20 protein-coding genes and 1 pseudogene are annotated in these 26,927 nt (G+C 43.5%); 13 read left to right on the top strand and 8 right to left on the bottom strand.

Annotated features, from left to right (window positions below):
• Positions 1–6: 6 nt before the first annotated feature.
• Positions 7–3,750 (bottom strand): choice-of-anchor Q domain-containing protein, encoded by a 3,744-nt coding sequence (locus AC1XTG_RS05150; protein ID WP_484841252.1) that lies wholly within the window; start codon positions 3,748–3,750, stop codon positions 7–9.
• 59 nt (positions 3,751–3,809) lie between these two features.
• Here AC1XTG_RS05150 and AC1XTG_RS05145 point away from each other — a divergent pair, with 59 nt between their 5' ends.
• The 6 genes and pseudogenes from AC1XTG_RS05145 (at position 3,810) to AC1XTG_RS05120 (ending at position 8,516) form a co-directional block, all read left to right on the top strand.
• Positions 3,810–3,938: a hypothetical protein gene (locus AC1XTG_RS05145; protein ID WP_484841251.1), complete on the top strand. Its 129-nt coding sequence runs from the start codon at positions 3,810–3,812 to the stop codon at positions 3,936–3,938.
• A gap of 152 nt (positions 3,939–4,090) precedes the next feature.
• Positions 4,091–4,345: a DUF3253 domain-containing protein gene (locus AC1XTG_RS05140; RefSeq protein ID WP_484841250.1), complete on the top strand. Its 255-nt coding sequence runs from the start codon at positions 4,091–4,093 to the stop codon at positions 4,343–4,345.
• Between the two features lie 429 nt (positions 4,346–4,774).
• Positions 4,775–5,464, top strand: coding sequence for a hypothetical protein (locus tag AC1XTG_RS05135; protein ID WP_484841249.1), 690 nt, complete (start codon positions 4,775–4,777; stop codon positions 5,462–5,464).
• Positions 5,465–5,649: 185 nt separating this feature from the next.
• A pseudogene (locus AC1XTG_RS05130) lies at positions 5,650–7,176 on the top strand (SLC13 family permease).
• 152 nt (positions 7,177–7,328) lie between these two features.
• Positions 7,329–7,796, top strand: a complete 468-nt coding sequence (locus AC1XTG_RS05125; RefSeq protein WP_484841248.1) for a hypothetical protein — start codon at positions 7,329–7,331, stop codon at positions 7,794–7,796.
• Between the two features lie 300 nt (positions 7,797–8,096).
• On the top strand, positions 8,097–8,516 hold the full coding sequence (locus tag AC1XTG_RS05120; protein ID WP_157474522.1) for a lipocalin family protein: 420 nt from the start codon (positions 8,097–8,099) through the stop codon (positions 8,514–8,516).
• Between the two features lie 613 nt (positions 8,517–9,129).
• Here the strand turns inward: AC1XTG_RS05120 and AC1XTG_RS05115 are convergent.
• Both AC1XTG_RS05115 and AC1XTG_RS05110 read right to left on the bottom strand, forming a co-directional pair.
• On the bottom strand, positions 9,130–9,504 hold the full coding sequence (locus AC1XTG_RS05115; protein WP_484841247.1) for a hypothetical protein: 375 nt from the start codon (positions 9,502–9,504) through the stop codon (positions 9,130–9,132).
• On the bottom strand, positions 9,501–9,707 hold the full coding sequence (locus AC1XTG_RS05110) for a helix-turn-helix transcriptional regulator (RefSeq protein WP_484841246.1): 207 nt from the start codon (positions 9,705–9,707) through the stop codon (positions 9,501–9,503). The genes AC1XTG_RS05115 and AC1XTG_RS05110 overlap by 4 nt, the downstream gene beginning before the upstream one ends.
• 168 nt (positions 9,708–9,875) lie before the next feature.
• On the opposite strand from AC1XTG_RS05110, the gene AC1XTG_RS05105 reads away from it, so the two are divergent.
• Together AC1XTG_RS05105 and AC1XTG_RS05100 are read left to right on the top strand one after the other, a co-directional pair.
• Positions 9,876–10,178: a helix-turn-helix domain-containing protein gene (locus AC1XTG_RS05105; RefSeq protein WP_484841245.1), complete on the top strand. Its 303-nt coding sequence runs from the start codon at positions 9,876–9,878 to the stop codon at positions 10,176–10,178.
• A gap of 324 nt (positions 10,179–10,502) precedes the next feature.
• A complete protein-coding gene (locus AC1XTG_RS05100; RefSeq protein ID WP_484841244.1) occupies positions 10,503–11,228 on the top strand; it encodes a hypothetical protein in 726 nt (241 codons plus the stop codon).
• A gap of 72 nt (positions 11,229–11,300) precedes the next feature.
• Here the strand turns inward: AC1XTG_RS05100 and AC1XTG_RS05095 are convergent, their stop codons facing one another.
• Both AC1XTG_RS05095 and AC1XTG_RS05090 read right to left on the bottom strand, forming a co-directional pair.
• Complete coding sequence (locus AC1XTG_RS05095; protein WP_484841243.1) at positions 11,301–12,575, bottom strand: relaxase/mobilization nuclease domain-containing protein; 1,275 nt, start codon at positions 12,573–12,575, stop codon at positions 11,301–11,303.
• Positions 12,563–12,979: a plasmid mobilization protein gene (locus AC1XTG_RS05090; protein ID WP_484841242.1), complete on the bottom strand. Its 417-nt coding sequence runs from the start codon at positions 12,977–12,979 to the stop codon at positions 12,563–12,565. Before AC1XTG_RS05090 ends, AC1XTG_RS05095 begins: the two co-directional genes overlap by 13 nt.
• 482 nt (positions 12,980–13,461) lie before the next feature.
• Between AC1XTG_RS05090 and AC1XTG_RS05085 the strand changes: the two genes are divergently transcribed.
• The 5 genes from AC1XTG_RS05085 (at position 13,462) to drmB (ending at position 24,804) form a co-directional block, all read left to right on the top strand.
• Positions 13,462–14,535, top strand: coding sequence for a PIN domain-containing protein (locus AC1XTG_RS05085; protein ID WP_484841241.1), 1,074 nt, complete (start codon positions 13,462–13,464; stop codon positions 14,533–14,535).
• A 358-nt stretch (positions 14,536–14,893) separates the two neighbouring features.
• Positions 14,894–17,650 carry a hypothetical protein gene (locus tag AC1XTG_RS05080; protein WP_484841240.1) on the top strand — a complete coding sequence of 919 codons (2,757 nt, stop codon included), beginning with the start codon at positions 14,894–14,896 and terminating at the stop codon, positions 17,648–17,650.
• Positions 17,644–19,365, top strand: coding sequence for a nuclease-related domain-containing DEAD/DEAH box helicase (locus AC1XTG_RS05075; RefSeq protein ID WP_484841239.1), 1,722 nt, complete (start codon positions 17,644–17,646; stop codon positions 19,363–19,365). The genes AC1XTG_RS05080 and AC1XTG_RS05075 overlap by 7 nt, the downstream gene beginning before the upstream one ends.
• Before the next feature lie 4 nt (positions 19,366–19,369).
• Positions 19,370–22,894, top strand: a complete 3,525-nt coding sequence (locus AC1XTG_RS05070) for a helicase-related protein (protein ID WP_484841238.1) — start codon at positions 19,370–19,372, stop codon at positions 22,892–22,894.
• A gap of 8 nt (positions 22,895–22,902) precedes the next feature.
• Positions 22,903–24,804, top strand: a complete 1,902-nt coding sequence (drmB, locus tag AC1XTG_RS05065; RefSeq protein WP_484841237.1) for a DrmB family protein — start codon at positions 22,903–22,905, stop codon at positions 24,802–24,804.
• Between the two features lie 207 nt (positions 24,805–25,011).
• Here drmB and AC1XTG_RS05060 read toward each other — a convergent pair whose 3' ends face one another.
• Genes AC1XTG_RS05060 through AC1XTG_RS05050 form a run of 3 tightly spaced genes read right to left on the bottom strand, consistent with a single transcriptional unit; the run spans position 25,012 to position 26,915 of the window.
• Positions 25,012–25,986 (bottom strand): DNA cytosine methyltransferase, encoded by a 975-nt coding sequence (locus AC1XTG_RS05060; protein ID WP_484841236.1) that lies wholly within the window; start codon positions 25,984–25,986, stop codon positions 25,012–25,014.
• 4 nt (positions 25,987–25,990) lie between these two features.
• Positions 25,991–26,494: a hypothetical protein gene (locus AC1XTG_RS05055; RefSeq protein WP_484841523.1), complete on the bottom strand. Its 504-nt coding sequence runs from the start codon at positions 26,492–26,494 to the stop codon at positions 25,991–25,993.
• The gene (locus tag AC1XTG_RS05050; protein WP_484841517.1) at positions 26,451–26,915 is read right to left on the bottom strand and encodes a very short patch repair endonuclease; all 465 of its coding nucleotides are present in this window, start codon (positions 26,913–26,915) and stop codon (positions 26,451–26,453) included. Before AC1XTG_RS05050 ends, AC1XTG_RS05055 begins: the two co-directional genes overlap by 44 nt.
• Positions 26,916–26,927: the final 12 nt, after the last annotated feature.

Here is a 26,927-nt window from a genome sequence, read left to right as displayed (position 1 = left end):
AGTCCCCTACTCTTTAACCACTTTCAAAACCGCATTCCCCTCTGTTTTCAAGAAGAACAAGCCGCCCGGCAAGCCTGATATATCCACTTTCTGGACTCCGGACGATTTCTTAATTGTCTTTAAAATCCTCCCGTTGGAATCGATGAATTCGGCGGATTGTGCATTGGTCTTTTTCCAGTCAACCCAGAGCTCATTTTTGGCTGGGACCGGATAAGCGACGATCCCGGCATTGTGCGAAAGTTTCAGGGAAATTAATTTGCTATACCCTGTTTTGCCATCGAATTCGAGGATTTTCAGGCGGTAGTAAGCCCGGTCGCCGGCATGCGTGAGTGAGTCTGTGTAGCTGTATGCTGTGTTCGTCAGGATATTTGCATTTACCTCTCCGATCTTGGCAAAATTTTTGCCATTTGCACTGTACTCGATCTCATATATCTGAATGTTTTCCTGCTCGGCAACCTTCCAGTCGAGCTTTATTTGCTGATCATCCGTCTGTCTTCCTTCAAAACTGATCAGTTTGACAGGCAATGGATTCTGACCAACTGTGCCCCCAAAAAAGCCACTAAATCCTTCAACTGAAAAGGTTACTTCCCAGCGATTAAGCTTCGCATTCCATGTAATATCATTGTCATCCGGGTCGATAACAATCCGCGAGTCTGTATACGACGCAGGACTTCCGCTGCCGTCGGAGCTAGATCCGTGAAACTGGTAAATCCTGAGATTAGCCTTTCTCTCGTCTTCGCCTTCCGGCTGTCCTGTCGGTAAATAGTCGGGCGGGGATAGCTTTGCATTCAGCGCATCAAATTCTGCCTGGGTGAAGTAAACAGTTACGCGCCCCGATGAAGACGCCGGGTTTTCGGAAGGAGTGATATCAAAATGCCTCTGGAGATACACTGCGCCGCCGTATGAATTCACCTGCGCATCAACCCACACAGTGGCCGTTACCTCGCCACTTACATTGTCTGGCATCAATGTCAGAAGGTCTGCGTCACAAGTGGCGCCTGCTGCGGTGAAAGTATGTGGCGCCATAATTTCTTCGTCGAATGTAAAAGAACTGGTTTTTGCATTACCAGCCAATGCATCTGCATTTGGCGGCCTCACACCTTGAAACTCGAATGCGCCAATATCGATTTGATCGTTGAATACCCTGCTGTTGCCGCCCAGATCTGTCTTTGGAAGGATATTCGAAGGATACGGACTTACATCCCCTGCATCAATCGCCCTGCTGCATGCAGCTAGTGAAAAGTCACCTCCATCCATGTCAGCAAACTGCGGATCTGTATCCAGGTTCCCGCCATTGTCATGGTATTCGTCGTCATCGCTAAACAGCCAGTTTGCACTTCCTCCGGTCCCCTCCACAATACTATTGGTAATAGCAACCAATGCGCCGTCAATCGAAAGGCTGCGCTGGTATGGTCCATCGGCACCCCGAGCGATATTTTTAGCTATAATACTGTTGAATATCCCCGTACCTATTCCGTCGATTACCACAACACCAAGCCCATTATAATTCGATTCTGACAGGTTCTGCGTCACGGTCGTACTTAATATTGCAATTCCCTCCGTATTAAACCCGTCCAATATGCCACTCCCGTATCCTTTATCATAATTGTGGTAGATAAGACAATTCATGAACAACGAACCGGCAAGAAACCCCATACACCCTCCGCCTATATTTCCGAGATTGTTCCTGATAATCAGATTTTCCAAATAAACTGGCTTTCGCGTCTGGTAAATAAAAATGCCTGCACCAAAGGCGTTGGGAACTGCTGTTTCAAGTATAAGAGTCGTTTCATCCTCACTGGAAGACATATTATTCGCCCCTTCAATCGTAAATCCATCCAAGAGATGATCCGAGTTCAGGTACAGTCCATAAATCACATGGTGGGCGTTTTCGCTGAATTCATTCCTGGCTCCATTGTTATAGAAGTCCATAAAATCAAAATTGTCATCCTGATTGAAATCGCCGCTCAGAATACTGGCATTTTCTTTAAGCCGGAGGTCCCGATCTGCCAGCGAAGATTCAGTTCCTTTAAACCCACCGTATAACTGAATCTCGCCTGTCAGCAGGAAGCTGTTCAAAGGGCTTTTAGGATCCGCATTCGAAAGATTATCAGGACGGTAAAGTGGATGATAAGTGCCCCCGGCAACCCATATCTGCTTGATATCCTTGATATAGGAAGCAACAATGGCGTCGGCTACTTCGGCGGCTGCATTGTTCCAGTCGCTTCCGTTTTTCGACCCGGAACCACCCTTTTTTACAAACAATATTCCATTTTCGTTTGGTATAAGTGTGGTTGATAAGGTTTCGTACACACTTTCCAGCGCGCCGATATCTACGGTACTTTTTGTAATGCGCGGGGTTCCTCGAGGATCGGTTGTAATGGTTGACAAATTGGGTATCTGGCCGGATTGAAGAAAGAGATTATTGCCTTTGTTGACAGCCGGGCTGCCCGGCCTCAATCCCAAAACGCCCTTGCTTTCGTCAAAAAAGCCGGGATCTACGTCGAGGTTCCCGCCCTGATCTTTTCCATATGCCGCATTCCAGGACCCGCTTCCGCCACTTCCGGGAACGATGCTGTTAGAAAAATAGGGAACTGTTCCGTCACCCACTTCTACCGCAACGCCCGAAGTACTGAGACTGCCGCTGATGATCGTATTGCGGATTTTCGGGGCCGCGCCTTCAAGCACCACGGCGGCGCTGGTCTGTCCTGCGATTGCCGAAATAGTAGTATTGGTAAAAATGGCAGAAGAATTCAAAAGATAAACAGCACCTTGTCCATTTACCGGATTAGCACTGACGATCGCATTCGTTAAAGCCAAACTGGACCCAGAAGCATAAATACCACTGCCGTCAGCCGCATAGTTGCCCGTAATCAGCAGATTGCGCAAGGAGGGTGATGAATAAACGGCGACAATCCCTCCTCCGACATTCCGCGGAATACTGCGTCCATTAATGGAAGCGCTCGATTCACCATTTGCATTTCCACCCCTGATGATAAATCCGTCCAGGATCGCGTCGCCTGCCTCACCGGCATAGGTGACCACGTGATATGATGTATTACGTCCGTCGAGAACGGTGACAATTTCTTCATCACTTTCAAAATCTGCTACCTGGTTACCTTCTGCAATGTTGAGCTCGCGCTCAGCAGGTGATTGTTCATCGCCCCTGAATCCGCCGTAGATCTTGATATCAGGCGGCAACAGGAATGTGCGGTTTACTGCGTCTTCGTCGTATTGAAATTCATAATTGCTATCATAATCCGGGTAGTAGGTTCCGTTAGCGACCCAGATTTGCTCCACACCGGAATTATCATGCACATATTTAAGGGCTTGTGCCAAATCCCAGAATGGATTTTCCCAGCTGGTGCCACTATTGTCTCCACCTGCGTTACTATTTACATACACAATGGGAGGTACTGCCGCCAAAGCTGATTTTCGCGCTGCGTCCTGCGCCCCGTATGTTCTTTTTGGAGCCTCACGCTTCACCAAGCTCCGCTTTCCGGGTGCGACAAGCATCTTTTTAAACAAGCTTCTTGAAAGACTGTCTGACGATAGTAAAACTGCACTGCTTGTCTTCCTCTGTGACCAGCCAGCCGTCATCTGCTTGAAAACATCATTCTGCTCTAAATTACCCGCGGGCTTTTGCGGCAGTTGCACGGCGCCGAATGCTTTGAGCAGGGGTTGGATTGTTAATATTGTACAAAAAAATAGGAAAAGCGCGCCGTTGCCGGAAGTGTAGAGTTTCTTCATTTGTTGAGACTTAGACATTGAGTAAATTCAGGTATCAGACGGGCGACATGCTTTGAAAAATGATCAAAGCCGTACTCGATCCTTACAGATACCGGATTTTGTTTAGGACAAAAGAAGAGAATGCAGCAGCAGTGCGCAATGGCAAATTCCTGCTATACGTTACTGATATTTTAGGTGAAAGTATTTGAATATCAAACTAGTTGGAATACTATTTATAATTCATTTGAAGCGATCTCTTTAATTAAAGTATAGGAGATAGTGCCGGCGCGATAATAGAGGTTTGTTTTTACAGACCAACACAAAGAAGCCTTTGACTAACATTGAAGTTAATTGTAAAAACATGCAGCATTACGAGGAAATAGCAACCACCATTTTATCCACTGCAACACATCGCGGCGCTGAGAAAAGCACCTGTCCGTCCGAAATTGCACGCATGCTATTTCCCGACGACTGGCGAAATCATATGCAGGATGTGCGCGAAGTAGCAATTGATTTGCATAACAAAGGCAGCGTAGTGATAACGCAAAAGGGAGTACCTGTTGATGTGGCGCATATGAAAGGGCCGGTGAGGATTAAGATATTAAAAATTAACTAATTGCAAGATGTACGTTTACTGGCTTCTGATGAGCTTTTTTACACAATTGGGATTTGCCCAATCCACCGCGGGACCTTCACTGACCCCCGTGATGGACAAACGTATAAAACGATCAGCTTTCTCGGTATATTCTGGACGTCGACATCCAGCAAAACTGGCAGCGCCTGGGCCTGGAACTTTCATTACGGCGGTCCTCCGAGTAGCAATAAAAAGAATTTAAAGAAAGCATTCCGCTGGGAATTGGGTTGAAGGATTACCTGACTAGCCTACACCAAATTGTATGTGTTCCTTACAAACCGGGTATTTATCCTCACGCTGCCCGCGGCACGATTATGCTACAGATCAAAGAAACTGACATGGAGACGATTGTCCCTGTCGCTTGCTTCCGATTTTCCGGGAGCGGGCTTTCAAAATTCTATTCGCAACAAAATGAGCCAATTTAAAGTAAAAGTATTGTCTTTCTCACAAATACAGAAGTTGCCGGGATCTTGGGAAAAAACCGATCTGATCAATCTCCTGAATGCTATGGATTACGATAATCCCGCCGAAATCAAGGATTCCGAGCTGAAAGAAATGTGTATGATGTCATTGACGGACTTTGAGCCCGAAGAAGCTGCCAAAATCGTTTTGGATTATACAATTGCTGATCGCCTTACAGACGGCCAGATCCAGAATCTGTCACACGAGATACTGACTGAAAAACTTTGGGAAGAATACCCCGAGCTGCATCTGCATCCCGATCTTTTCCGATCGACCCAATTGCTTTACGAAGCCTTTAACGGCAAGTTCCCGCGTGTCGAGGCGGTCAGGTTCTCCATAGAGATTGAGGGCGATGTGGCTATGTTTGACAAAGACCCCGAAGCTCCGATCCTGAGGATCCTGGCTGCAGGAATGTCGGACCGGAGTTTGGTAAGGCGCCTTTTCCCGGATCAATTAGAGGGCGATCGTTTTGAAGAAGCAAAGGATATTCTCTGGCAGTTGAACCTTGTTTCCAGAAGTGAAACCGCTGTTACCTATGACATTGTAAGCTCAGAATATTGGCTCGGCGACATCAAGTACGCGGATAGCTACGAGGCAGAAGCCCACGCTGACGTGGTGGCAGACGAGGATGCTGACTAGTTGAGGTCACCAACACTCCGACGCTCTAACCGACTGAGTAGAACACACACCTCAGCGGTTAGAGCTAATTAAGGTCAATCGAGAACGTATATTACTTATCGTTCTTAGTTGAGACTTTTGCGGATCTATCCTGATATTAACTAAGTGCTTACGTAGCAAGCAGGGTTTGTGCATATAGTAGTTTTTTGCAACTTTATCGCAATATTCACATATGTAACTACCTTAACAGAAGCTCTTTGAAATCCTCCCAAATTGCTGCGCTACTAGCCGGACCGGCTGCGTTTTTTCTTGTTCTATTTTTTGCTGACTTAAACCCTGGGCATCCCGAGGTTATCAGTATGGCCGCCGTGACATTATGGGTCGCCATTTGGTGGCTCACCGAGGCTACTGACCTGGCAGTGACAGCGTTGCTGCCTTTCATACTGATGCCGACACTGGGCATAGCCGATTCGCAAACGGTGGCGGCGCAATATATGGATCAAACTATTTTTTTGTTCATCGGAGGTGTATTGCTGGCCTTCGCTATTGAGAGGTGGAACCTTCACCAGCGGATTGCATTGTCCATTTTATCGAAACTCGGCGCCAACCCGGCCACCATGCTCGGGGGCGTAATGGTCGCTACTTTTTTTATCTCCATGTGGGTGTCCAATACGGCTACCGTCATGATGATGCTCTCTGCGGTGCTGGGCATTATCGTTCAGGTGGAAAAACACGACATATCTGTTACTCAAAAAAATGCGATCGCTAAGGTAATGCTGTTGGGGCTTGCCTATTCGGCCTCCATCGGTGGCATGTCTACATTGGTGGGAACGGCCACTAATCTTGCTTTCTACAAGATATATTTAGATGCTTACAAAGATGCCGGCGACATGAACTTTGTCAGTTGGTTTGTCCTTGCCTTTCCTGTTGCATTAATGCTGTTGGCGGCGGCGTTTTTTATCCTGAAATTCACATTTCTCCGGCATGCAAAAAATGTCGTATTCGACCGCAGTTACTTCGTTGTCTCCCTGCGGCAATTGGGGAAAATGGCTTTTGAAGAATAGGTCGTATTTGCGGTTTTTGTCATTACCGCATACCTGTGGTTTGGTAGAAAAGATATTGATTTTGGATCTTTTCATTTAAAAGGTTGGGGCCGACTGTTAGGTACACAGGCATCGTTTATTACGGACAGTACGGTGGCCATTGTAATGGCAATTTTGCTGTTTCTTATCCCTTCGAAAAACGAGAAAGGAAAAATGCTGCTGAGCTGGGAAGAAGGAAAGAAACTTCCGATAGGCATTATTCTCTTGCTGGGCAGTGGTTTTGCTTTGGCAAAAGGCTGCGATCAGTCGGGGCTAAGTACCTGGCTGGCGCAGGAACTGCTGTTTTTAAAGGATGCGTCCCCAGTTTTTGTTATCGCGGGCATGTGCGTTATCATTTGTGTTATAAGTGAACTAGCTTCAAATGTGGCATGCATACAATTGGTGCTGCCTATCTTAATAGCCATTCAAAAAGTAACTGGCATGCCCCCGCTGATGCTGATGGTGCCGGCCACGCTGGCGGCGTCGCTAGGGTTTATGCTCCCGGTAGCAACCCCGCCTAATACGATCGTGTTTGGAAGCGGGCGGCTCCGTGTGGCTGATATGCGCAATGCAGGGCTATTGCTCAACATCGCAGGCATTGTGATTATCACAGTTGCATCGTTGATTATCCGGGTGTTTGTTTGGGGATAGAGGCCGGGGGGTTATCAATTGCAAATTGCAGGCCTATCATTAACAGTACTTTTTCGTTTCGTCGACAGTTCACAGCCTTCTGTCGACGGTCAGAACAAAATGGCCATTACCCGAATTATCATACCAAAATGGTTCATTAATCACTAGATAATATGGCGGGTAAGACGATCATACGCAGCGACTGGTACGCTGATCAACAGCTTATTATTACACAAATCAGTGGCGACGTAGCAAAGCAGGATGTGTTACATTGGGAGCAAACATTTCATGCCGCGCTGGATCAGGTGGCTGAGTCGGGCGTTTTCAAGATTTTCGTAAACCTGCATGGTTTTAATGCGGTGGACCTGGAAGTGCACAAGTACTTTCGCAGCATTGTTCCACTCACGCTCGCGCAGTACGGCTGGAAAGTCGGTTACGTAGCGATGTTTCCCGAGGAGGCCGAAAAGTTGGTCATCACCAGGAACAGGAATATTCAATGCATCGCAGCGGCACATTGCCATCAGGATGTTACAAAAATGGAGAAATACGAATCGCTGTACAGCAGTGAGAGTGAGCACTTTTTCGCTGATGCCGGAGAGGCAGAAGCGTGGATACGAGGGGTAAACGAAAGTATTTGTTGAGCAGCAAAAAAGGGCTAATGCGATTATCCAAATCACTGGCATTTGGTATATTTCTCGAATACTATTCTGGATCAGGCATCATTACATTTGACTTTGTGAGAGGATTTGTATAGGCCCGTTTTCCACTTTTTAGCGAAGTTGCGACCGAGTATTTTAAGCGGATTGATGCTTTTTTGGAGTGGAAGCGGATGAAAGTATAGCAAATCTTCAACTTACGAAAGTAGTTAAGGATTATAGCCGAATAATTTCCATCAAATCACCTAACTAAAAATAAAAATCGAAACAATACATAAACCAAATATGAAAACAGATTACATAAAATTTACTTTACTGTTATTAATCTTAGCTTCTTGCTCTAATGGTTTGACGACAACATCTCCTGGAAAAAAAATTGACAATAGACTTGTAGGAGTTTGGACGGGATCAGAGCAAGATCAACAAATTGAAGGAGCTCAAAAAATATGGGAAATGACGAGAAATAGTGATGGCACCTTCTTACTTAATTTTAAAACCATTATTAAAGGCGAATCTGATGAACATACTGAAAAGGGAAACTGGTGGGTAAAAAATGGTAAATTTTACGAATTTCATGATGATTCCGGTGAAACAGATATTTACAAATATGAGGTACTGGATAACAATCGTATAAAGTTTATTTCAAAACAGATCAATGTTGAAATGAATACTGAAAGTTATGAATTCATTGACACAAGAAAATGATTACAGTAGATGTGGGGTCAATTTTTACCAACCCATTTATGATACCCTGGAAAAAAAATACATTGAACGTAGCACCACTACCCAACAGGCAACAGATTTTGGCAGAGACCAAGTAAAACTGGATTCGCTTCACAAGCAGGTAAAGAAGGAAATCAGCGGATTTTTGTAAAACTTGTAAACCGCCGAAACGTAAGAAGCAAAGATCTGCCGAATAATAGTATTGGACTTGTCCAGTCGGCCTCAAAAATGGCCCTAAAAAATCAGTACCTTTAAAACTTGGGAGGGAGACGGGTCTCGAACTTTGCCTTTAATCGGCTCGTATTCAAGGTTTTGTCTCCTATATTTGAAGTAAACTACACGAAAGACTCACTATTTTTTATACATATAGTACAACAGTATATTTGTTATGTATAATTCTTTTAGCGAAAATTGACGTGTTTGATGGTGGATTTTCGCTGATTTTGGGTGAGTTTTCGGGTGGTTTTTGGTGTTCAAAGTTTGGAAAATGCCTGTGGTTTTTGGCGGTGGTAACTGCGATGTCGTCAAGTAAAAATAAGAACTTTCTGTTCCTTTATCAATGGCCTTGTTATATATGTGTGCTCAATTACAGTAGCTACTTTCTTATTCCCATTTCAAAGTATGCGTGCCTTTCGCAAAGGGCGAGTCCATTGAGAGTTGGTTTCGCACAATCCTGCCATATACAAGGTTCTGTTGTAATTCCTCTCGTTTTTCGTAATAACTCAATTTGCATCTCCTGCGAATTGTAGTTAGCCCAATCATCCCTGAAGGGAAGTTTGACAAAAAATTGCTTTTGCAGCTTATCAGATCTATCTAATCTCCAAAAGCTTTGATCATAGTTGTATTGATACAGCGCGTACCAGCCAGCACCTTCGACAAATTTGAAGTCGCCATCAATCGCTGCCAACATGGAAGCATCGGCATAGTAAATGGATTCTGTCAACAAGTTCTCATATTGTTGCATTGTCATGCATCAGCTTTTGTATCAACTATACCAACTTCCTTTCCAAATAACCACAGAACTTGATTGACCTTATCAAGTCGAAGTGTTTTCTTGCCTTGTTCCAAATCGCGAATAAAGCGTAGACCGACACCTGCTTTGAAAGCAAGTTCTTCCTGCGTAAGTCCAACCGCCTTACGCGTTTCTTTCAAAAATGACGAAAAAGTTGACATATTATATACCCGTTATGGTATAAAAATAGGATCGCTTAATCAAATTATACCATATCGGGTATAAATTTTATTGTGTTGTCTTTGCGATACTGAGTCACCCCAATAACAAATTCAATAATGTTGATTATTTTCAACATTATATGTTAAATTGTTTGTAATAGCCAACAGGTGAAAACGAAGAAGCAAATTATCTTGCCGAAATTTTTGAAGATGTTTGAGCAGTTGGGCGAAAATATAAAACTAGCTCGCAAGCGGCGAAAACTTACGACCATTCAAGTATCTGAACGTGCAGGAATCGACCGAACTACACTTTATCACATCGAAAAAGGAAACCCTAGCGTATCGATGGGGGCATATTTCAATGTTTTGAGGGTTCTAAATCTGCACGAAGATTTCCTTAAACTGGCCGCAGATGACAAGCTGGGGAGAAAGTTGCAAGATTTAAAGTTGCTTGGTAAGGCTAACGAATAGGTTGCAATTGAGAGCGTAGTTTTTTTTCCATTCAACAATTTTCAACTCAGCGCAATCGCCTATTCTCACACAAAGTAAAAAGTGACGGGGTATACCCCTTGGCTGCAAATCCAAAGGCGGTTTAAGGAGCGGCGACAGCCGCGGTAAATAGCCTTTAGATTTGCAGTCGTCACTTTTTGCTTTGTACCTTTCGTTGCGCTGAATTTAGCACTAGGACAATCTGATTTATATGCGGAATTGAGTGTATACGATTCACAAGTTAAGTATAATAGAAATAGCTTACTTACAATTAACATTTCTCACAATTTAAAATTAGTAGCGTCAATGACATTTAATTATGAGGATTTACGGTTCAAATATTGGCAGGAAATGGAAGATTTGGAGAAAAGATTTGATATTGAATATCTTGCCTTCCGTGATATCTTAAAAATGGTAGATCAATCGTCAATTTCTCTGGACAATACACTTAGATTGGAATTAGAGAAAGAGACAAGAGAAACTTATGACTCAATTCGATATGATTTTGAGTTTGCCATTTTGGAATCGGTGATCGATCTGCAACGAAAGGCAATCTATTGTTCAATTCTTAGTGTGGCGGAGGCGTATTTAAAGCAAGCTTCTAAACTTGCTAAGCTGTATTTCCCTTCACTAAAATCTGACAGCATTAAGCAGGATGGCGACGCTCAGTACTACTACTCATTTATACAACGTTGCTTGGCGGGACAACCTAATGATCTTAAAGAGAAAAATAGAAATCTTCTCAAATACACAAGAATCAGACATGCAATAATTCACCATAATTCGAGCACTCAGGTCAATAAATACCCTGATTTCATGACAACCCTCGGAGACATACCCTCAATTCAATTTAAACAGACGATGTTTCCTATCCAAACGGAGCAGTTTCTATTTATTAATTCGGATATCTGCTTCCAGCTTTTGGAGCAAACAAAAGAGTATCTATATGAGGTGTTTAAAATGCTTGATCAAAAGTATAACTCGTTTTTACAAGATCTGGGGCTCCATTATTTGCCTTTAATAGACTTGTAGATCTTTGCGTTGCAAAATGGCTGAATTCCTAATTTGAATTCTTCGGGTAGACGAGTGGGTATCAAATGGGCTCTAGTGGCCCATCGAAAACCCTTTCTGCTTTTTCCATTTCGGCTTCTTCAACTGATGCGACGTGTACTCTCCATCCTTGATGGGAGACAACAAAGATTCAAGAGACTTATCATTCTCCAACGAATTACCATTTACAGCATGATAAACATTACCTGTACTAGAAGCTTGCCCAACATCCAGCCCCATCCTTTGAGATTTTTGCTGATGAAGAGAAAATGGATCCTCAACGCATCGCTCGGTAATTCCCTTTGCGCTATACTGCTTCCCCAATGAACTTCCATTGAATACACATTTCGTACGATGGTCAATGTAGGTGATTCCGTAAAGCAGACCTTCGTCATTTTTCCGGGTCACCGTATCGATCCCGTCTTTTTGAAGAATGTTGATTAATCTCGGCAATGTCACATTTTGTTTGCCGTACAATGTGAAGTCAATACTATTTTTAACACGTAATGACTCTTTGGCACGATTAAGATTCGTTTCATTCAGCAGAAACCGAACTCGCAGCTGTCGGTGTGTAGGTTTAAAATGAAAGTCGCTTGCTTTGATGGGCACCCCAATCCGGTTGCCATCTTTATCCAGCACGCGGTATAAGATGCCATTGTTCTTTCTGATCCTCGAACCCTCTGAGCCAATGTCCGCTGCAACATTATATTGGTTGAGCGCTGCATTCAATTCACCCATCGTGGTGAACTTGTATTCGTTTAAAACCTTATTGAGCACATTGGCTATGGCTTTCTTGGTTTCTGATTTTCCATACTCTGCTTTGATGCTAACAGGCTTCAAATTAAACTCCTGCGCTTTTCGATCTTGTGCCTTCACCAATCCAAAATCTATCTCAATCTCTTTTCTGGTTTTCTCCGATTGATTTTTGCCCAGGTTGTGCAGTGAGATCCGGCTGCCATCAGCTTCGATATTGGTCGTCACAATATGCACATGTGGATGACCGGCGTCCCGATGCTCGTATACGAGGGCGGGCTGTTTTTCAAATCCAATACCTTTTAAATAGGCTTTGGAAATCTCCGCGAGCTGTTCTTTGCTCAGCTTTTCCGAGGGATCAAAGTTCAGGGACACGTGAACCGTATTGACCTTCGTCCTTTTGTTCAAAGCCAACTGCCGCTGAATCCGGTTCAGCTTTTGATCAAAACTCAGGGAATCCGCATCCTTAGGATAGTTGATTGCCGAAATGCATTCCGCGCATCCCTGTTCCAGCTTGTTCTCATTGTATAGCAGTACTGACCGAAGTCGGCTGCTGGTGTGGATCACTGCAACCATCGATCTGCCATTTTATCGGTTTGCGATTTGATCTTGTCCAGGACTGAAAACAGAAATGTCTTTTCAGCTTCGTAGCTGACGATCCAGTTTCTGAATTCTGAGATTTGGTTGATCGCGTTGAGGCGTTTGGTCGCCTGGTTGAAGTTGTTGCCAAGCCGGTTTAGCTCTTCCCGCAGCTCTGACAATTCACCGATCATCTGATCTTGCGAACCGTTCCTTTCGATCACAGTTACCGGTCGGTTGAAGATCAAGAGCCTTAAAAATTCACTTAATTTCCGGCATGTGGTGCGGCTGCGTTTGGCTTCCAGATTAGCGTATTCTCTGGGTGTTAACCGGAAGATTACAAGCTTTGTTTTGTTCGGTTTTTCTTCTTTCATCACGATCCTATCTACACTTTCAAACATTAAAAACTCCTTTGCAAACCTAGACCGACTTTGGAGGGGAAGGCCAGATCGGGTGCGCAGCAACCGGCGATTGTATTACAATCGTACATCTGGCCAGACGCGCAAAGCAGGCGGCTCATTTGGATTCCGAAGTCTTCGAAACCATTTGCTGAGCCGATTTGTGAATCTAGTTTATTGAAATGGGATTTACCTATCCTAGGTAAATTTGACTTAGGATCGGAGCCATTGAAGTGAAGTAAACGTTGTTCAAAAATTCTTCAATATGTTTGAAATAGCTTAAAAAAATCCGAAATTATTCGGGTGATTTATTAGATTAATAATCCTGGGATCATTTGCAGTTGATGAAAAAATTGGAAACTGAAATTTAAATATAAAAGTGCCTGATCAACAGTGTGTTGAATATTGAGGGGAGCGATATTAATATTTAATTTCAAACGTTGGAGGCACTAATTGTCGAGTATAGAAATTATAAATTCTTCACTATGATTGTTGTAATAGATAGCTCACATTTTTACCCCAACCAGAGTCTAAATACTGTGCATATTTCACGAATAAAGGCACTAGGGAACAGGAAACTCATACAGTTGTATATCCCATGGCTTGTGTATAAAGAGTGTACAACTAAGAGTGTGCTTGAGATTAAAAAAGAGATATCGCTGGCAATCTCAGCTCTAGTTTCTCTGGAAAAAAAAGGTATTCATGCAGACGATTTAGAAGCCTTAGAAGGCATTATTTATGACCTCGAAACTTTTAGAGATCGCGTTGAAATCTCTAACAATAACCTTTGGGATGATTTTGTTGAGCAGTCTCGAGCTGAATTAATGGCTTTTAGACCGGAGCATTCCCAGCAGGCCTTTGTCGATTACTTCAATGGGGGCCCACCATTCAAGAGACCTAAAAATCGTGACGATATCCCTGATTCCCTTATATATCACTCGATATTAGAACTAAAGAATAGCGGTGCAGTTTATTTTGTATGTGGTGATAAGACGCTACGAAGTGCTTTTAGCGAGATAGCAGACGTAACGACGTTTGAGTCCTTTGATCTGTTGTTCTCTGACGAAAAGATGAAGGAAATACTTGATTACCATGATCAAATAACAGGTGTCACTAAGTATGCGGAGGATGTAATCTTTGAGCTCATCGAATCCAAAAAAAGCTTTATCGATTTAGCTGTAAGTAGTTATATCAAAAAATGGTTGCCGGCAAATCTCAGGAAATATGAATTATCTCCTGGATATATGAACGCGACTATTACTGACTTTACGGACTACCATGTAAGTATCAAACGGGAGGAGATGACTGTTATAGAAAGTGGTATTTTTCTCAAAGTTTCTGTTAAAGGTACAGCAACGATTGTATTTAATGTTTGGCGTGAGGACCTCGATTGGATAAATCCACGCCCGGAAATCATTGCAGAAGATAAATTTTCTTTTACATGCTCTGCTAATCGAACGGTTATTTTAGAGACAACATTTATTGACGACTCATCCCAGTTTGATGAAGACGAACCAAACATTGTTATTGACTCATTTGATGACATAGAAGTTATTTAGTACAGTTTCAGAAATTCAATTTAATATCGAATTCATAAAGTCATAGCCAAGATTGGTTTATCCTGTTGCTCCCTTAAATTCGCTCCGCTCCTTGAAGTTACGTTATCATTTCTAAGTCTTATGAGCCAAGTGCAGTCAGGCAAGAGTAGCCGGTAGCTAATTAAGTCTTTCGAAACCAAGTACCCCAGAAGATCCGCCGCAACACCACAGTGTCGCTTTGGCTATTAGATTTTCTCAATGGGAATTCAGGGGACTTTCGATTGAATCCTGGATGCCAGTAAAAATACTTAACAATAGTGTTATATTCAGGAACCTTAAAATCCAGTAAATTTATCCTCTGACGGCAGTTAGTTAAATAATGCTTGACACTCTTCATACTTTTCAAAAAAGGTATTTTTTACATTTAGGAAGCAGGCAATCTAGTCCTGTAATGGAGTTTTCTGCTGGTCTGGCCCTCCAATATGCCACACAACTGCCGAAAGCTCTACTTGCTGAGCAGTTGCCATTCTACTTATCTGTTCCGGCGAAGGAGAATTTCACAGTTCCTTTTGTGTGTACGCTGTTACTAAATTATCTTTTCGAGGATTACTGTAATCCAGTATTGCCGCAAATATCACCTGGAGACAAAGTTGAAATCTTTGGATCAATTGCAAAATACACAGGGGTGTTTACCGAAAAGGGAAAGCTTCTCCAAAGACTGGTATTTGCAAATTGCACAACCTACAACGCTCCCGAATCTTATCGACAACATATGACCAAAGTCGATAGCCGCCGAGCTCTGAACACAATCGATCACTTCAAAAGAAGGCGTAAGGCTTACATTCATGATAATGATCTTGATAGCCTGTTCAATCTTGATGCTGGGGAAGCAGTGAATCCCAATATTCTCAGGAACAGGCTGTATATGGTAACTGGCAGAGGGCATGTGGTGTCAACACGAGAAAAGCTTAAAAATGCAAGCTGTCTTAACCAAAGCTTGGAGAAAGTTTTTAGGGTTGGGACGAATCTAATCGTTGTGCCGGATTTAGAAGAGTTTGTCCCCATCTTCAGTACGTCTGACGGGGATGACAATTCATATTTTATTGGAGAACTCGTAAGAGATCTAGATGAGCTTCGGGAAGCATATGATGAAAATAGTCATGTTCTTGATTTAATAGATCAGTTGGCTATATATATTTCTACGAAGGATTTTTCGGACAAGTTTAGCCAGCTCTTTGACCAACTAGCAGGTAGTGTTGAAGAATATTATCGCACTCGTTTACAAGGACTGGTGGATTATATACCAGCTAAGAAGGTAGCGTTACCGGACAACATCAAAATGGTCGTGCTGGATAAAATTTCCTTGGCATTAGATTATGCCAAGACCGTTAACGGGCTGATTGCGCGTGGAATTCCTGTGTTAGTGCTGACAGATCAGGCGGAGCTCGTTTCAATGCCAGACGAAGTGGTCGACATTTTAAAAAGCAATTTCCGTTTTTATTGGGATAGGCAACTGGTTAACCAACTGATAGATACTGTTGAGGTAGATTACTGTGATGACCGGTTCTGGAAAAAATGTCAAAGGTACGCAAGTCAGAAAATAGTCATCCAGAGCTATCCAGATCCGGTCGGCGATGGTCTGTTTAACACATTTGAATCCAATTCAACATTCGCTCAGCTTCAGGGGTTTGAGAATTTAAAAAAAGCCTATTACCAAAATCTCAGACCGGCGTTTTATTTGTTGAAAAACACACCAGGAAGTCATAGGGAGATTATTGAAGTGGTTCAGGCACAGGCTCAAATTTTCAAAGAGGCCTTTGAAAATATAGCGACGCAATTACCGGATGACATCGCATCTTCATTCGCCCAGAAACTTGCTCAACTCATGTATTACAGCACTAACCTGAAAGTTTTGCCTGCTAATCAGCCAGTTTTCGTCCAGCATATAGGTTTTCCAGGTCATCCCGGAAAACAGACTGCTTCATCTGCGCTAAAAAATTTACAAATTTATGACTTAGAAAAAGCTGAAAGTGATGCACTGGTTTTTACCGGGTTTCCGTACCGCGAGTGGAATGGAAAGTACCTTTCTGATGCTGTATTTGGCCAAATGGTCCCTTTAATAACGGTATTGACGTGGCAGGCAGAAGCAAAACGAACTATGGGCTACCTTTTGACAAAAATTCGCAGGGCGGGCTTCGATAATTACATGCCTAGCTGGATTAGTCATGGGTTAGCAAACCGGGAAATTCCTTACCGCAAACAACGACCCGATGAATCTGGAATAATTATCCAGATGGGGGAGGCTGGTGATTCTGCATCCGTATTGATAAATCACCAGACAGAAACTTACTTCGAGGATCTGGAGCATTACATTAACAATTTTCGCTTTGCCGGTCTATTGGCGTCTGTCAACCAGGCGAGCAATTATCGAGTACAAGTCGATATATTGTATTTCCAAAATGGGTCATACATGCTACTTCCGCACGGCCGTGCTGGCCGGGTACACTTTCTAAGTAGGGATGGCGAGATAACGGGTGAAATATCGGAGGCCTCCTTTCCTGAACTTTCCGTAGGCGACCTGGTTGTATGTTTTGATATGGATCGGGAGATTGTTCGTAGGCTGTCGCGCGAACAGCTAAATGAAGCTTATAAAAGTCTTGATATCTGGCGTAATAGCCTGCAAAAGCTTTACCATGTCAATAACAGGAACCTTTCAAAGCTTGAACAATATCTGATCGAGCAGAAAGAGTTACTGGGTTTGTCAAGCAGCAGCCCTAGCAAAAATAACATTCTGCGCTGGCTTTATGAATTCGACATGCTCGCGCCACAGAGATCTAACTTAGAACTTATCTTACGGGCTACGGGATTGTCAACTTCAGAGACTGCGTTAATTGTTAATCAAATAAAGGCCGCAAAGAGTGTAATTGTGAAGAACAGCAACGAAGTATCTGAACGAATAAAAGATAAAATAGTGACCTTAGTTCGAAATGGTCAAACGGTCAACGACAAAATCTTGATAGATGTTGATGAGGTGTCTGTTGCAATTCAATGTGGTCGTATCACCGACAAAGAGAAGAGAAGGGATATGGAAGTACCATATGCTTCTACTAAACGATTTATAAAGGACTTATGCTGATTCCAGACGTAATAGATACTGATTCCTCAGCTGGCGAGAAGCTTGTTTTCTATAAATTTCGAAATGACGGCCAGACGAACCACTACTACGTGCTGCACTCGGTTTTCATTAGCAGACACCTGAAAAATGTATCAGGGGAAATAGATTTTCTAGTCCTTGTTCCGGGAGAAGGTATTTTCTGCCTGGAAATAAAGCATGGCCGTGTCAGTCGCAATGGAGGGACTTGGACGTTTGAGAATAGAATGGGGCAGAAGACAACCTCTAATAAAGGGCCATTTCGTCAGGCGGCCGATACAATGCACTCTCTGCGTAAATACTTAATTGAATATTCAATTGCCCAACCTGAGCTTCATAAAGAGATAAGCAGATTAGCCTTTGGATGGGGCGTATTATTTACGTCACTTGACCACTTCAGTGATTATGGGGCAGAAGCTGAGCCTTGGCAGATATGCACAAAGCAACTCATTCATGTCCAAATCTCGAATTTTATTTTGTCGCTCGCACGTGGTTGGCACGACAAGTACAGTGGTCAATTCTGGTATAACGAAACTTCATCCCGACCCACGGCTCGTCTCTGTCAGGATATTCTGCGATTATTGCGCGGTGACTTCTCATACAACTATCGTGAGATAAATCGTATTAATGACCAGGAAACCATAATTAATGAATTCACCCGGGAACAGTTTGATGTTCTAGAGTTCACCAGCTATAATGAACGCTGTCTTATTGAAGGAGCGGCTGGTACGGGCAAAACCTTATTGGCTGAGGAATTGCTTCGGCGTAAGCTCATAGAAGGAAAAAGCACCGCGTTTTTTTGTTATAACAGGCTGCTTGGTCAGAAGATTGCTTCCAATGCCGAAATTCTGGCACCAGATTCCAAGATGCCTTATTTTGCGGGTACGCTTCATTCGTACATGCTTAAGGTGACCAAAACTGAGGCGCAGCAAACGGATGAATATTTTTCGGAGATGCTGCCATTAGAATTCTTAGTGCAAACCGAGGGTTTGCCGGAAATCAGCCGATTCGATTACCTGATTATTGACGAGGCGCAGGACTTGCTAACCGAGAATTACCTGGAAGTTCTTGACACTTTACTAAAGGGTGGGATGAAAGACGGTGCTTGGTGTTGTTTTGGAGATTTCACTGGGCAGGCTATCTACCTCAATGATCCAATAAAATCAATAGCCTCGCTGAATCGTCGGGCATCATTCATGCGTCATCCCCCTTTGAGAGTCAATTGCCGTAATACCCGGCGGATTGCTGATCAGAATACACTCCTAACTGGTGTAGAGCGGGCGAGACTCAATACCCCTCTACTTGATGGCGAACCGGTGGATATACATTTTGTTAGGCGAGAATCTGTTTCGGGCGAAATTACGGACATCATTAGAACGCTTGCTGGCCAGAAAGTACCTTTAACCAAAATTACAATTCTCTCTGCTCATCGGTGGGAAGGCTCTCACCTTGACTGCCAGTACCTGAACCAGAAACGTAAGGAGGGGCTTGATTTTCACACCGTTCATGCGTTTAAGGGGCTCGAAAATTCAATCATCATTCTAACTGGATTTACCAATCTAACAGACGAGGGGTTTCGGCGGCTTCTCTACATTGGAATATCGAGAGCTCGAGTGAAACTGTACATTATTTTTGACGAAGAGCAGGCGACGGCATTTAAGCAGTTGATCGCAATAAACCACACTTTACTAAATTTTTAGGATTATGCGTGACGAACTTATACAAGCACTGTACAGGGAGGTTATCGGTCCTGATCCAAATAAACCATACCTGGACCCCGACACGAACGAGGAGCTTTTACTGGACAAAGTGCATGGTGCCCCTTGGATCAGATATGGAGCTGGTATGCTGTATCCGCAACAAAGCAGCTATGAAAATGAACCAGACAGTGGCAGTACCGCCGTTGAGGAGACAGGCAATGCTCCTACTGTTGAGCTGCACAGGAGTGTTACTGGAACGGGCAGTGGTATGGAGACTGACTCAACCGAGGAACCTGTCGGCCTTGCTTATCAATACAAGCCCTCAGCAATGGGTTTCACAGCTAGTTTCAATATTAATAACACGGAGACTATGATCCGTGTTACCGTTCAATCTGCTTGGTACGAGGAAATTATAAATCACCAATTTGGCGAAAAATATCGGACAAAAGAAGGTGAAATCACTGACAGGCAGAGTCATGGTACTCCCGTTACAAGAAAATACTGGGTTCGGCGGCCGATCCCCAAGCATTCAGTAACATATTATATAAATGACCTACTGAATTTTGGTAGCGTTGCCGAAGAGTTAATACCTACACCCGGGAATAGCGGCGAATGGCTGAAGCTTCGTGTTTTTAACAGAACGACACCGAATGACAAATCGGATGGAGTGGTAACGCTGACGTTTACTCTAACTAACTGTCGATATTATCAGGAAAACTTTGATAATGGCGCTATTTTATATCAAAATGAGCTGGATATTGAGACAGAGAAAGGAGTTATTCAACCTTATCGTGAAAAAGTGTCGTTGGTTGATACCAGCGAAGAAAAAGAACTACGTTTGCTATACCGAAAAAAGCGAATGTACGGTATCGGCCACGGCTGTTCGGTCGAATGGAAAACTGACGCTGATGGCGATGTGACCCGAATCGGTTCAGCATTCCTACCTGTGTACGAGATTCCTCCTGTCGATCCAACTCAGCACGTTGAACTTAGTATGTACGAATTTTCAGACTTAGGCAATTGGGATCGGGCGAAATACAGTCTCAGCCAACTGCGCGATCAATACAGTGACTGGATTGTCGGTCTGGAAACAGAGGCTGTTTCGCTGAATGCCACGTATCAGGAAGCTGCTAGCCGAAATATTGTAAAATGTCGGGAAACGCTCAGGCGAATCAGCCGAGGAATACAATTGCTAACAGATTCCTCTGAAACGGATAAACTTGTAAGGTGTTTTCGATGGATGAACCGCGCGATGCTGTGGCAGCAGCAACGGTCGAAAACAGCGCAAAGGAAGTGGATTACGAATAATAACCAAATAGAACTGCCGCTTATCCCAGGGGGCAAGGCGCGTCACGAAAGTCTTGAGGCCTTCCATCAATCTGGCAAAGGTCGGTGGCGCCCGTTTCAGTTGGCATTCGTGCTAATGAATCTTGAAGGCATTTGGGATCAATCGTCCGATGAGCGGGGTTTAGTTGACCTGATCTGGTTTCCGACAGGGGGGGGCAAAACCGAGGCTTACCTTGGTCTAACCGCCTTTACTATTTTTGCCCGGCGAATTCGTGGCGAAGCTACACGTAATTTCGTATCATGCTCCGGTACAGCTATCCTAATGCGGTACACGCTACGTCTACTGACAACTCAGCAGTATGAACGAGCGGCGTCACTGATTTGTGCTTGTGAACTGATCAGGAAGGAAAACCGTAGGTTTCTAGGGCCGGACCAGCTTGGTCCAGACCAGAAACCGAACAGGATATCAATTGGACTTTGGGTTGGTAGTAATTCAACTCCGAATGACCGATTAAATGCCGTTAACCAGTACAGAGACATCACGGGCCCCAATTTTCGCAGTGCCGAGTATAATTTCATTGTTATGAAATGCCCGTGTTGTGGAGCACAAATTGGAAGTATTGAGAAACCGACGAAGATGGCTAAAGTTCGGGGACTCCACGTAACTGATGGCACTGGCGCGCGGGTATTTTTTCAGTGTGACAATCATGAATGTGAGTTTCATACACAAGAGCTACCGCTGTATGTCGTGGACGAAGACATTTATGACTGGTCGCCAACTTTGCTTCTCGGAACAGTTGATAAGTTCGCTATGATTCCATGGAAAGGGAAGGCCGGCACCATCTTCGGCTTTCGGGAAAATAATCACGCAGTTAGCCGTGTAACTCCGCCAGAACTAATCATTCAGGACGAACTGCACCTCATATCAGGGCCACTTGGTACTATAGTAGGTCTTTATGAAACGCTGATTCAAACGCTATGCACCAACTACGGAAGGCCCAATGGGCCATTCTTTCCTCAGTCTGAAACGGACCTTTGCCGTCCGCCAAAAATAGTGGCGTCGTCAGCTACAATCAGCCGGGCTGCTGAACAAGTTAAAGCATTGTATGCATCTGACAGGCTAAATATTTTTCCGTCACAGGGACTAAATTTTGGTGACACTTGGTTTTCAGAGGAAAAAAAAATTGATTCATCTAATCCCGGCCGTCGATACGTGGGTGTACTTGCTCCTGGCTATCAGTCAGGCCAGACAACCGTTGTTCGGACATACTCGCCTATTCTTCAGGCAGTAAAATCCATTGATACCAATTCCAACTTGAAAGATTACTACTGGACACTACTTGGTTTCTTTAATAGTATCCGGGAACTTGGTATGGCCTCATCACTGATCTTTGCTGACGTATCTGATTACCTGACGGTTCTGCAAAACCGAAATCTGATCGCTTATTCCAGTCGCAGGAGATACCTTCAATTTAAAGAATTGACAAGTAGGATAAACAGCAGTCAAATTCCCGAAGCTCTTAAGGAGCTCGAAAAGTCATATGTTGGAGAAAACCATAAAGCAATTGACGTATGCCTCGCTACAAATATGATTGCAACTGGCCTGGATGTTTCCAGACTTGGGCTGATGTATATACACGGACAACCCAAGACAACAGCAGAATATATTCAGGCCAGTTCACGTGTTGGACGCACGAAAGAGGGGCCAGGTCTCGTAGTGATGTTATATAGTCCTAACAAGCCCCGTGACAAGTCTGTATATGAGCAGTTTCAGGCATATCATAGCCGTATTTACGCTCACGTCGAACCGAGTTCTGTTACTCCCTTCTCGATTAACGCTCGTAAACGGGCGTTGCATGCTGTTCTGATTGGCTTAGTGCGTCACTTTGCTAATGATGAACTGAGAAACAGGCCAATACTTGACCTGCCAGATAACTCAGACCACAATAACCTGTGCGACTGGGTCTCAAAAGTTATTAAGCAACGAGTGAGTAGCCTGGACGTTGGCGAGCTAACTAGTACAGCAAAACAAATTGAACAGATATTCGCAAGATGGCAAAATGGCTTTCAGCATTATGGCGACGCGGCCAATACCAAGGTGAATCTCAATAAGATTGTTCCACTGATGTACGCACCTGGTATTGATGTTCCCGAAGTGGTCATTAACAAGGCGTTGTTAACGCCTACCACAATGCGGGGTGTTGATGAAGAAGTGCATGTTTCCATTTATAACCCAAATTGAACCCGCCGATGGTAAGAAATATAAGGTCCGGCCAGCTACTAAGTCCATTTGGAATCGGCCAGATGATTAACTTTCCAGGGGATGAATCCCTAATGATTTGCGGCCTCGATATATGGGATAAAGTAATCTCTGATAGACGTTTACAGGCTGGATTCGGCGCTGTTGATATTACAAAACTCAGCGTTAAAGAAAATCGTCTACAGGCCTTACTGAATGTGTCTGAATTCAGAAGGCCATATCCCTACATCAGCCAAAATGGGACAGGTGTTAATACGAACCTGATGATACCGGCGGTTCGTTTTCCTCAGTGGCATTACTGCACTGTCTGTCATAGAATGCACAAGGTACAGCTCGAGCTACATGACAAACCGGAATGCAGTACAAGAGATTGCCGGGGAAGCATGCTCCCTGTTCGCTTTATTGCTGTTTGTCCTGACGGGCATATTCAGGATGTTCCGTTTATGGAATGGACTCATCGTGGTCCACATCCAGAAGACGGCCAGAATCATATTCTCAGCTATCATGCCGGTTCAGGTTCGGGCGATTTGAGTGGCATCTGGATAAACTGCAGCTGTGGAGCTAAGCGTAATCTTGCGGGTATTATGGGTGAGTGGGCACTAGCGCGATTGAATGCACGCGATGATCAGGAGGATACTGATCATAATGGAGGCAACAATTTTTACACGTGTCATGGGTACAGGCCCTGGCTAGGTCGTAACGGTATAGATTATCCCCAAGCATGCGCGAACAACCTTCGGGTATTAATTCGTGGTGGTTCGAACATTCACTACCCAATAATACGATCAGCACTATATCTACCAGGCTTCGATGAGCAAATCAATCCCATTTCCGGTGTCATAATCGAAAGACACGGGCGAAGTAAATTGGAAACCCTTAAAAACCAAGATACAGGGGGAAATATGCTTAAAATAATCTTAAATTTTGAGCCTGAGATCATTGGTGGGCAAATCACCCTAGAGGAATTGATGAATGATGTAAACGACTACCTAGGAAATAACGATAAGCCGCAACAAGAGGTCAACGAAGATACAATCCGCAGTGAAGAGTACAAATACATATTGGGTGGCAGAGAAGGTGAAAACGCTGATTTCAAAGCACTGGTGAAGACGATTGCTGGATATAGTGATTCGAGCTTTCTTCAGTACTACTTTGAACGAGTTGTCCTCATTGAGAGACTTCGCGAAACCCGGGTTTTTGCCGGTTTTACACGAATAAATCCGGAAGATAACCGTGACCATCAGCGAACAATTTCTGATCTGAGTATGAATTCTGTTACATGGCTGCCCGCACATGTAGTGTATGGTGAAGGTATTTTTCTGCAATTTAGGAATGACAAAATAGCTCATTGGTTGCAATCCGGGTCGTTGCAAGAACATGCCCAGCAGATCATTGACCGTTATCATGACGCCCGGCGCAAACGATGGCCGGACTACACTGAACGTAGCTTAAACCCAACTTTTATTATGATGCATACATTTGCCCATCTATTAATTAACAGGCTATGTTTTAATTGTGGTTATGGCTCCTCATCGCTACGAGAGCGAATATATTTCAGTACAGACGCCGAAAAGCAAATGAATGGTATTTTGATATACACCTCTTCTGGCGATTCTGAAGGATCAATGGGTGGCTTAGTGAGACAGGGCAGGGAGGAAAACCTGGGAAAATTAATTAGGGAAGCAATTGAAGATGCACAATGGTGCTCATCTGATCCAGTTTGCTCGGATGTCGGGGGGAAAACCGGGCAGGGACCGGACAGGATCAATGGAGCCGCATGTCATAATTGCTCTATTGTACCTGAGACAAGCTGTGAAGAGTTTAATATGCTGCTTGATCGGGCTCTTGTGGTAAATACCGCTCGACGTACCAATTTCGGATACTTTTCATAAAAATATAGTAATGTTCGGGTGTTTGAGGAAAAGGACATCACTGTTTTTTCAAGTTCATTAATGCGCAACTGAGATCTGACCTGTTGCCCCGGAAAGCACATGTCTATAATCTGACTTAATAGTTTCTTATAGCAGGTAGTGTCACTATACTATCAACGCGCGGTAACACCTGATTCGTGGTATCGAAATATGTCTTCAAATTTACAGTTATGCGGGACGTTGTCGAGGATTATTTAGCATTCTATTACAAAGGCTTGCAATAATAGATTCCATCACTGGTGGGCAAACTCCATTGCCCATCAACTTAATTTTTTCCCGCCTTGTTACTCCAATATCCAAACTGTAATCCGCTCCAAATCCCATTGCTAGCTTCAATTCTTCCGGTTGCAACATCCTCATTTGATGTCCAGTGTTGGAAGGAACCACCAAGCCAAATCTATCTAATGTTGTTATAGTTCGGAGGGGGCGATCGATACTCTGCCATCCATCCCCAGAACCATAATAAACCATCAGAAACGGTTTGTCATCACCAAGGAAATCAATAGCATTTTTTGCTCGCTTCAACGTATTTTCTGCCCTATTATTTCTAAATAGAGGCGTAAATTTGTATCGATCGCTCCAGTCTATGATACTTGACACAGGAGCTTCCACCGTTGAATTCGGAACTGGGGTCTTGACATCATCTGCCCTTGAGCAAAGCAAAAATAGACGCCTTCTGGCTTGAGGGACGCCGAAGTGCGCAGAATTTAATCTAACCTCCTTTACGAAATAGTCAAGTTGCCATAGAGCCTCCAATAACTTTGAATGTTCACTCCATGAGGCCATTTCAATCACATTTTCAATTACAATCCATTTGGGTGTGAAAACTTCAGCATATCTAATAACCTGAAAAGCAGTCATTTTGCTTTCTTCGCTGCGTTCGCGGGAACCCTTGGCTACGGAATGGTTTGTACATTCAGGTGAAGCGAGCATTAAATCAACGTCTCCGATTTGAGATTTAATTTCACGAGGGTTAAGATTCCGCAAGTCCGATGTAAAAACTTTCGCATCTGGAAAGTTCTTCTGATAAGCCATAGTAGCCGAATTCCACAAGTCAAAGCCAGCAACTATCTCTGCTCCCGCGCTTCTTGCGCCATAGCTACTTCCGCCAGCACCACAGAAAAGATCAATTGTTTTAATCAAATTTCTACTTGTCATATATTACTTCACCAATGTTCAATGCCTTAGTCGTTTTGCCGATGTACCAGGCATTCATAGTTTTATCCCATTGTCTCGCGGCCATGAATTGCTGCCAAGAAAAGCGGTGCAAAGATTTTAGTTCGTAATTTTCATCAATTTGTACAATCAGCAAAAATTCAAAAAGTTGCTTATTGCTATCGGTTGGATCAGGATAGACCGTTCCTGTTTTGGCACCATCTTTTATGGTTTTTATAGAATATCTTTCTCCACTCCTTGATAAAGCATCAACATTTTTTGTTCCCGTTGGTGCTTTTTGCAAATTACTCAAACCTGGGGTTGTATTGAAGTAGTCAATGGAAATTGTCTCGCCAATTTCTCCAACAGTAAACTTTATATTTCGTTTTCTAAATTCCTTTTCAATCTGGATTCGCATCGAGATGATTTCACTATCAGGCTTTTCAGAAAAATCAAGCTTCACTGGATTTATGACATGCGACCGGGTCGATTTCATGAGTTAGCCTAGTTATTTGATTTATTAAATTTTCCAGTGTGCAAGACAGATTTTTAGATTTCAACTCGCACTCCCATATAATAATTACTCTGTAACCCAGTCTCTTAAGGTTAAATTCGGCGCTTTGATCATTTAATCGGTTTCTGTTAATTTTCTCAGTCCACCAATGTTCTCTTGTACTTGGTATGCGAAAATATTTGCAGTTTTCGTGGCCATGCCAAAAACATCCATTAATAAAGATTGCTATTTTGCGTTTTGAGAAGACTAGATCCGGTTTGCCTGGTAGACTTTTAACATGCAACCGATATCGAAACCCGTTTTTGAACAAGAACTTCCTGACTGCTAATTCGGGCTTCGTATCCTTTGATCGGATTTTACTCATATTATAACTTCGGACTTCCTTCGAATGTACATCGCTCATAGTCAACCCATC

Source organism: Dyadobacter sp. HNCC25DJ183 (assembly GCF_056895175.1).
This window is presented reverse-complemented; position numbering and strand designations above follow the sequence as displayed.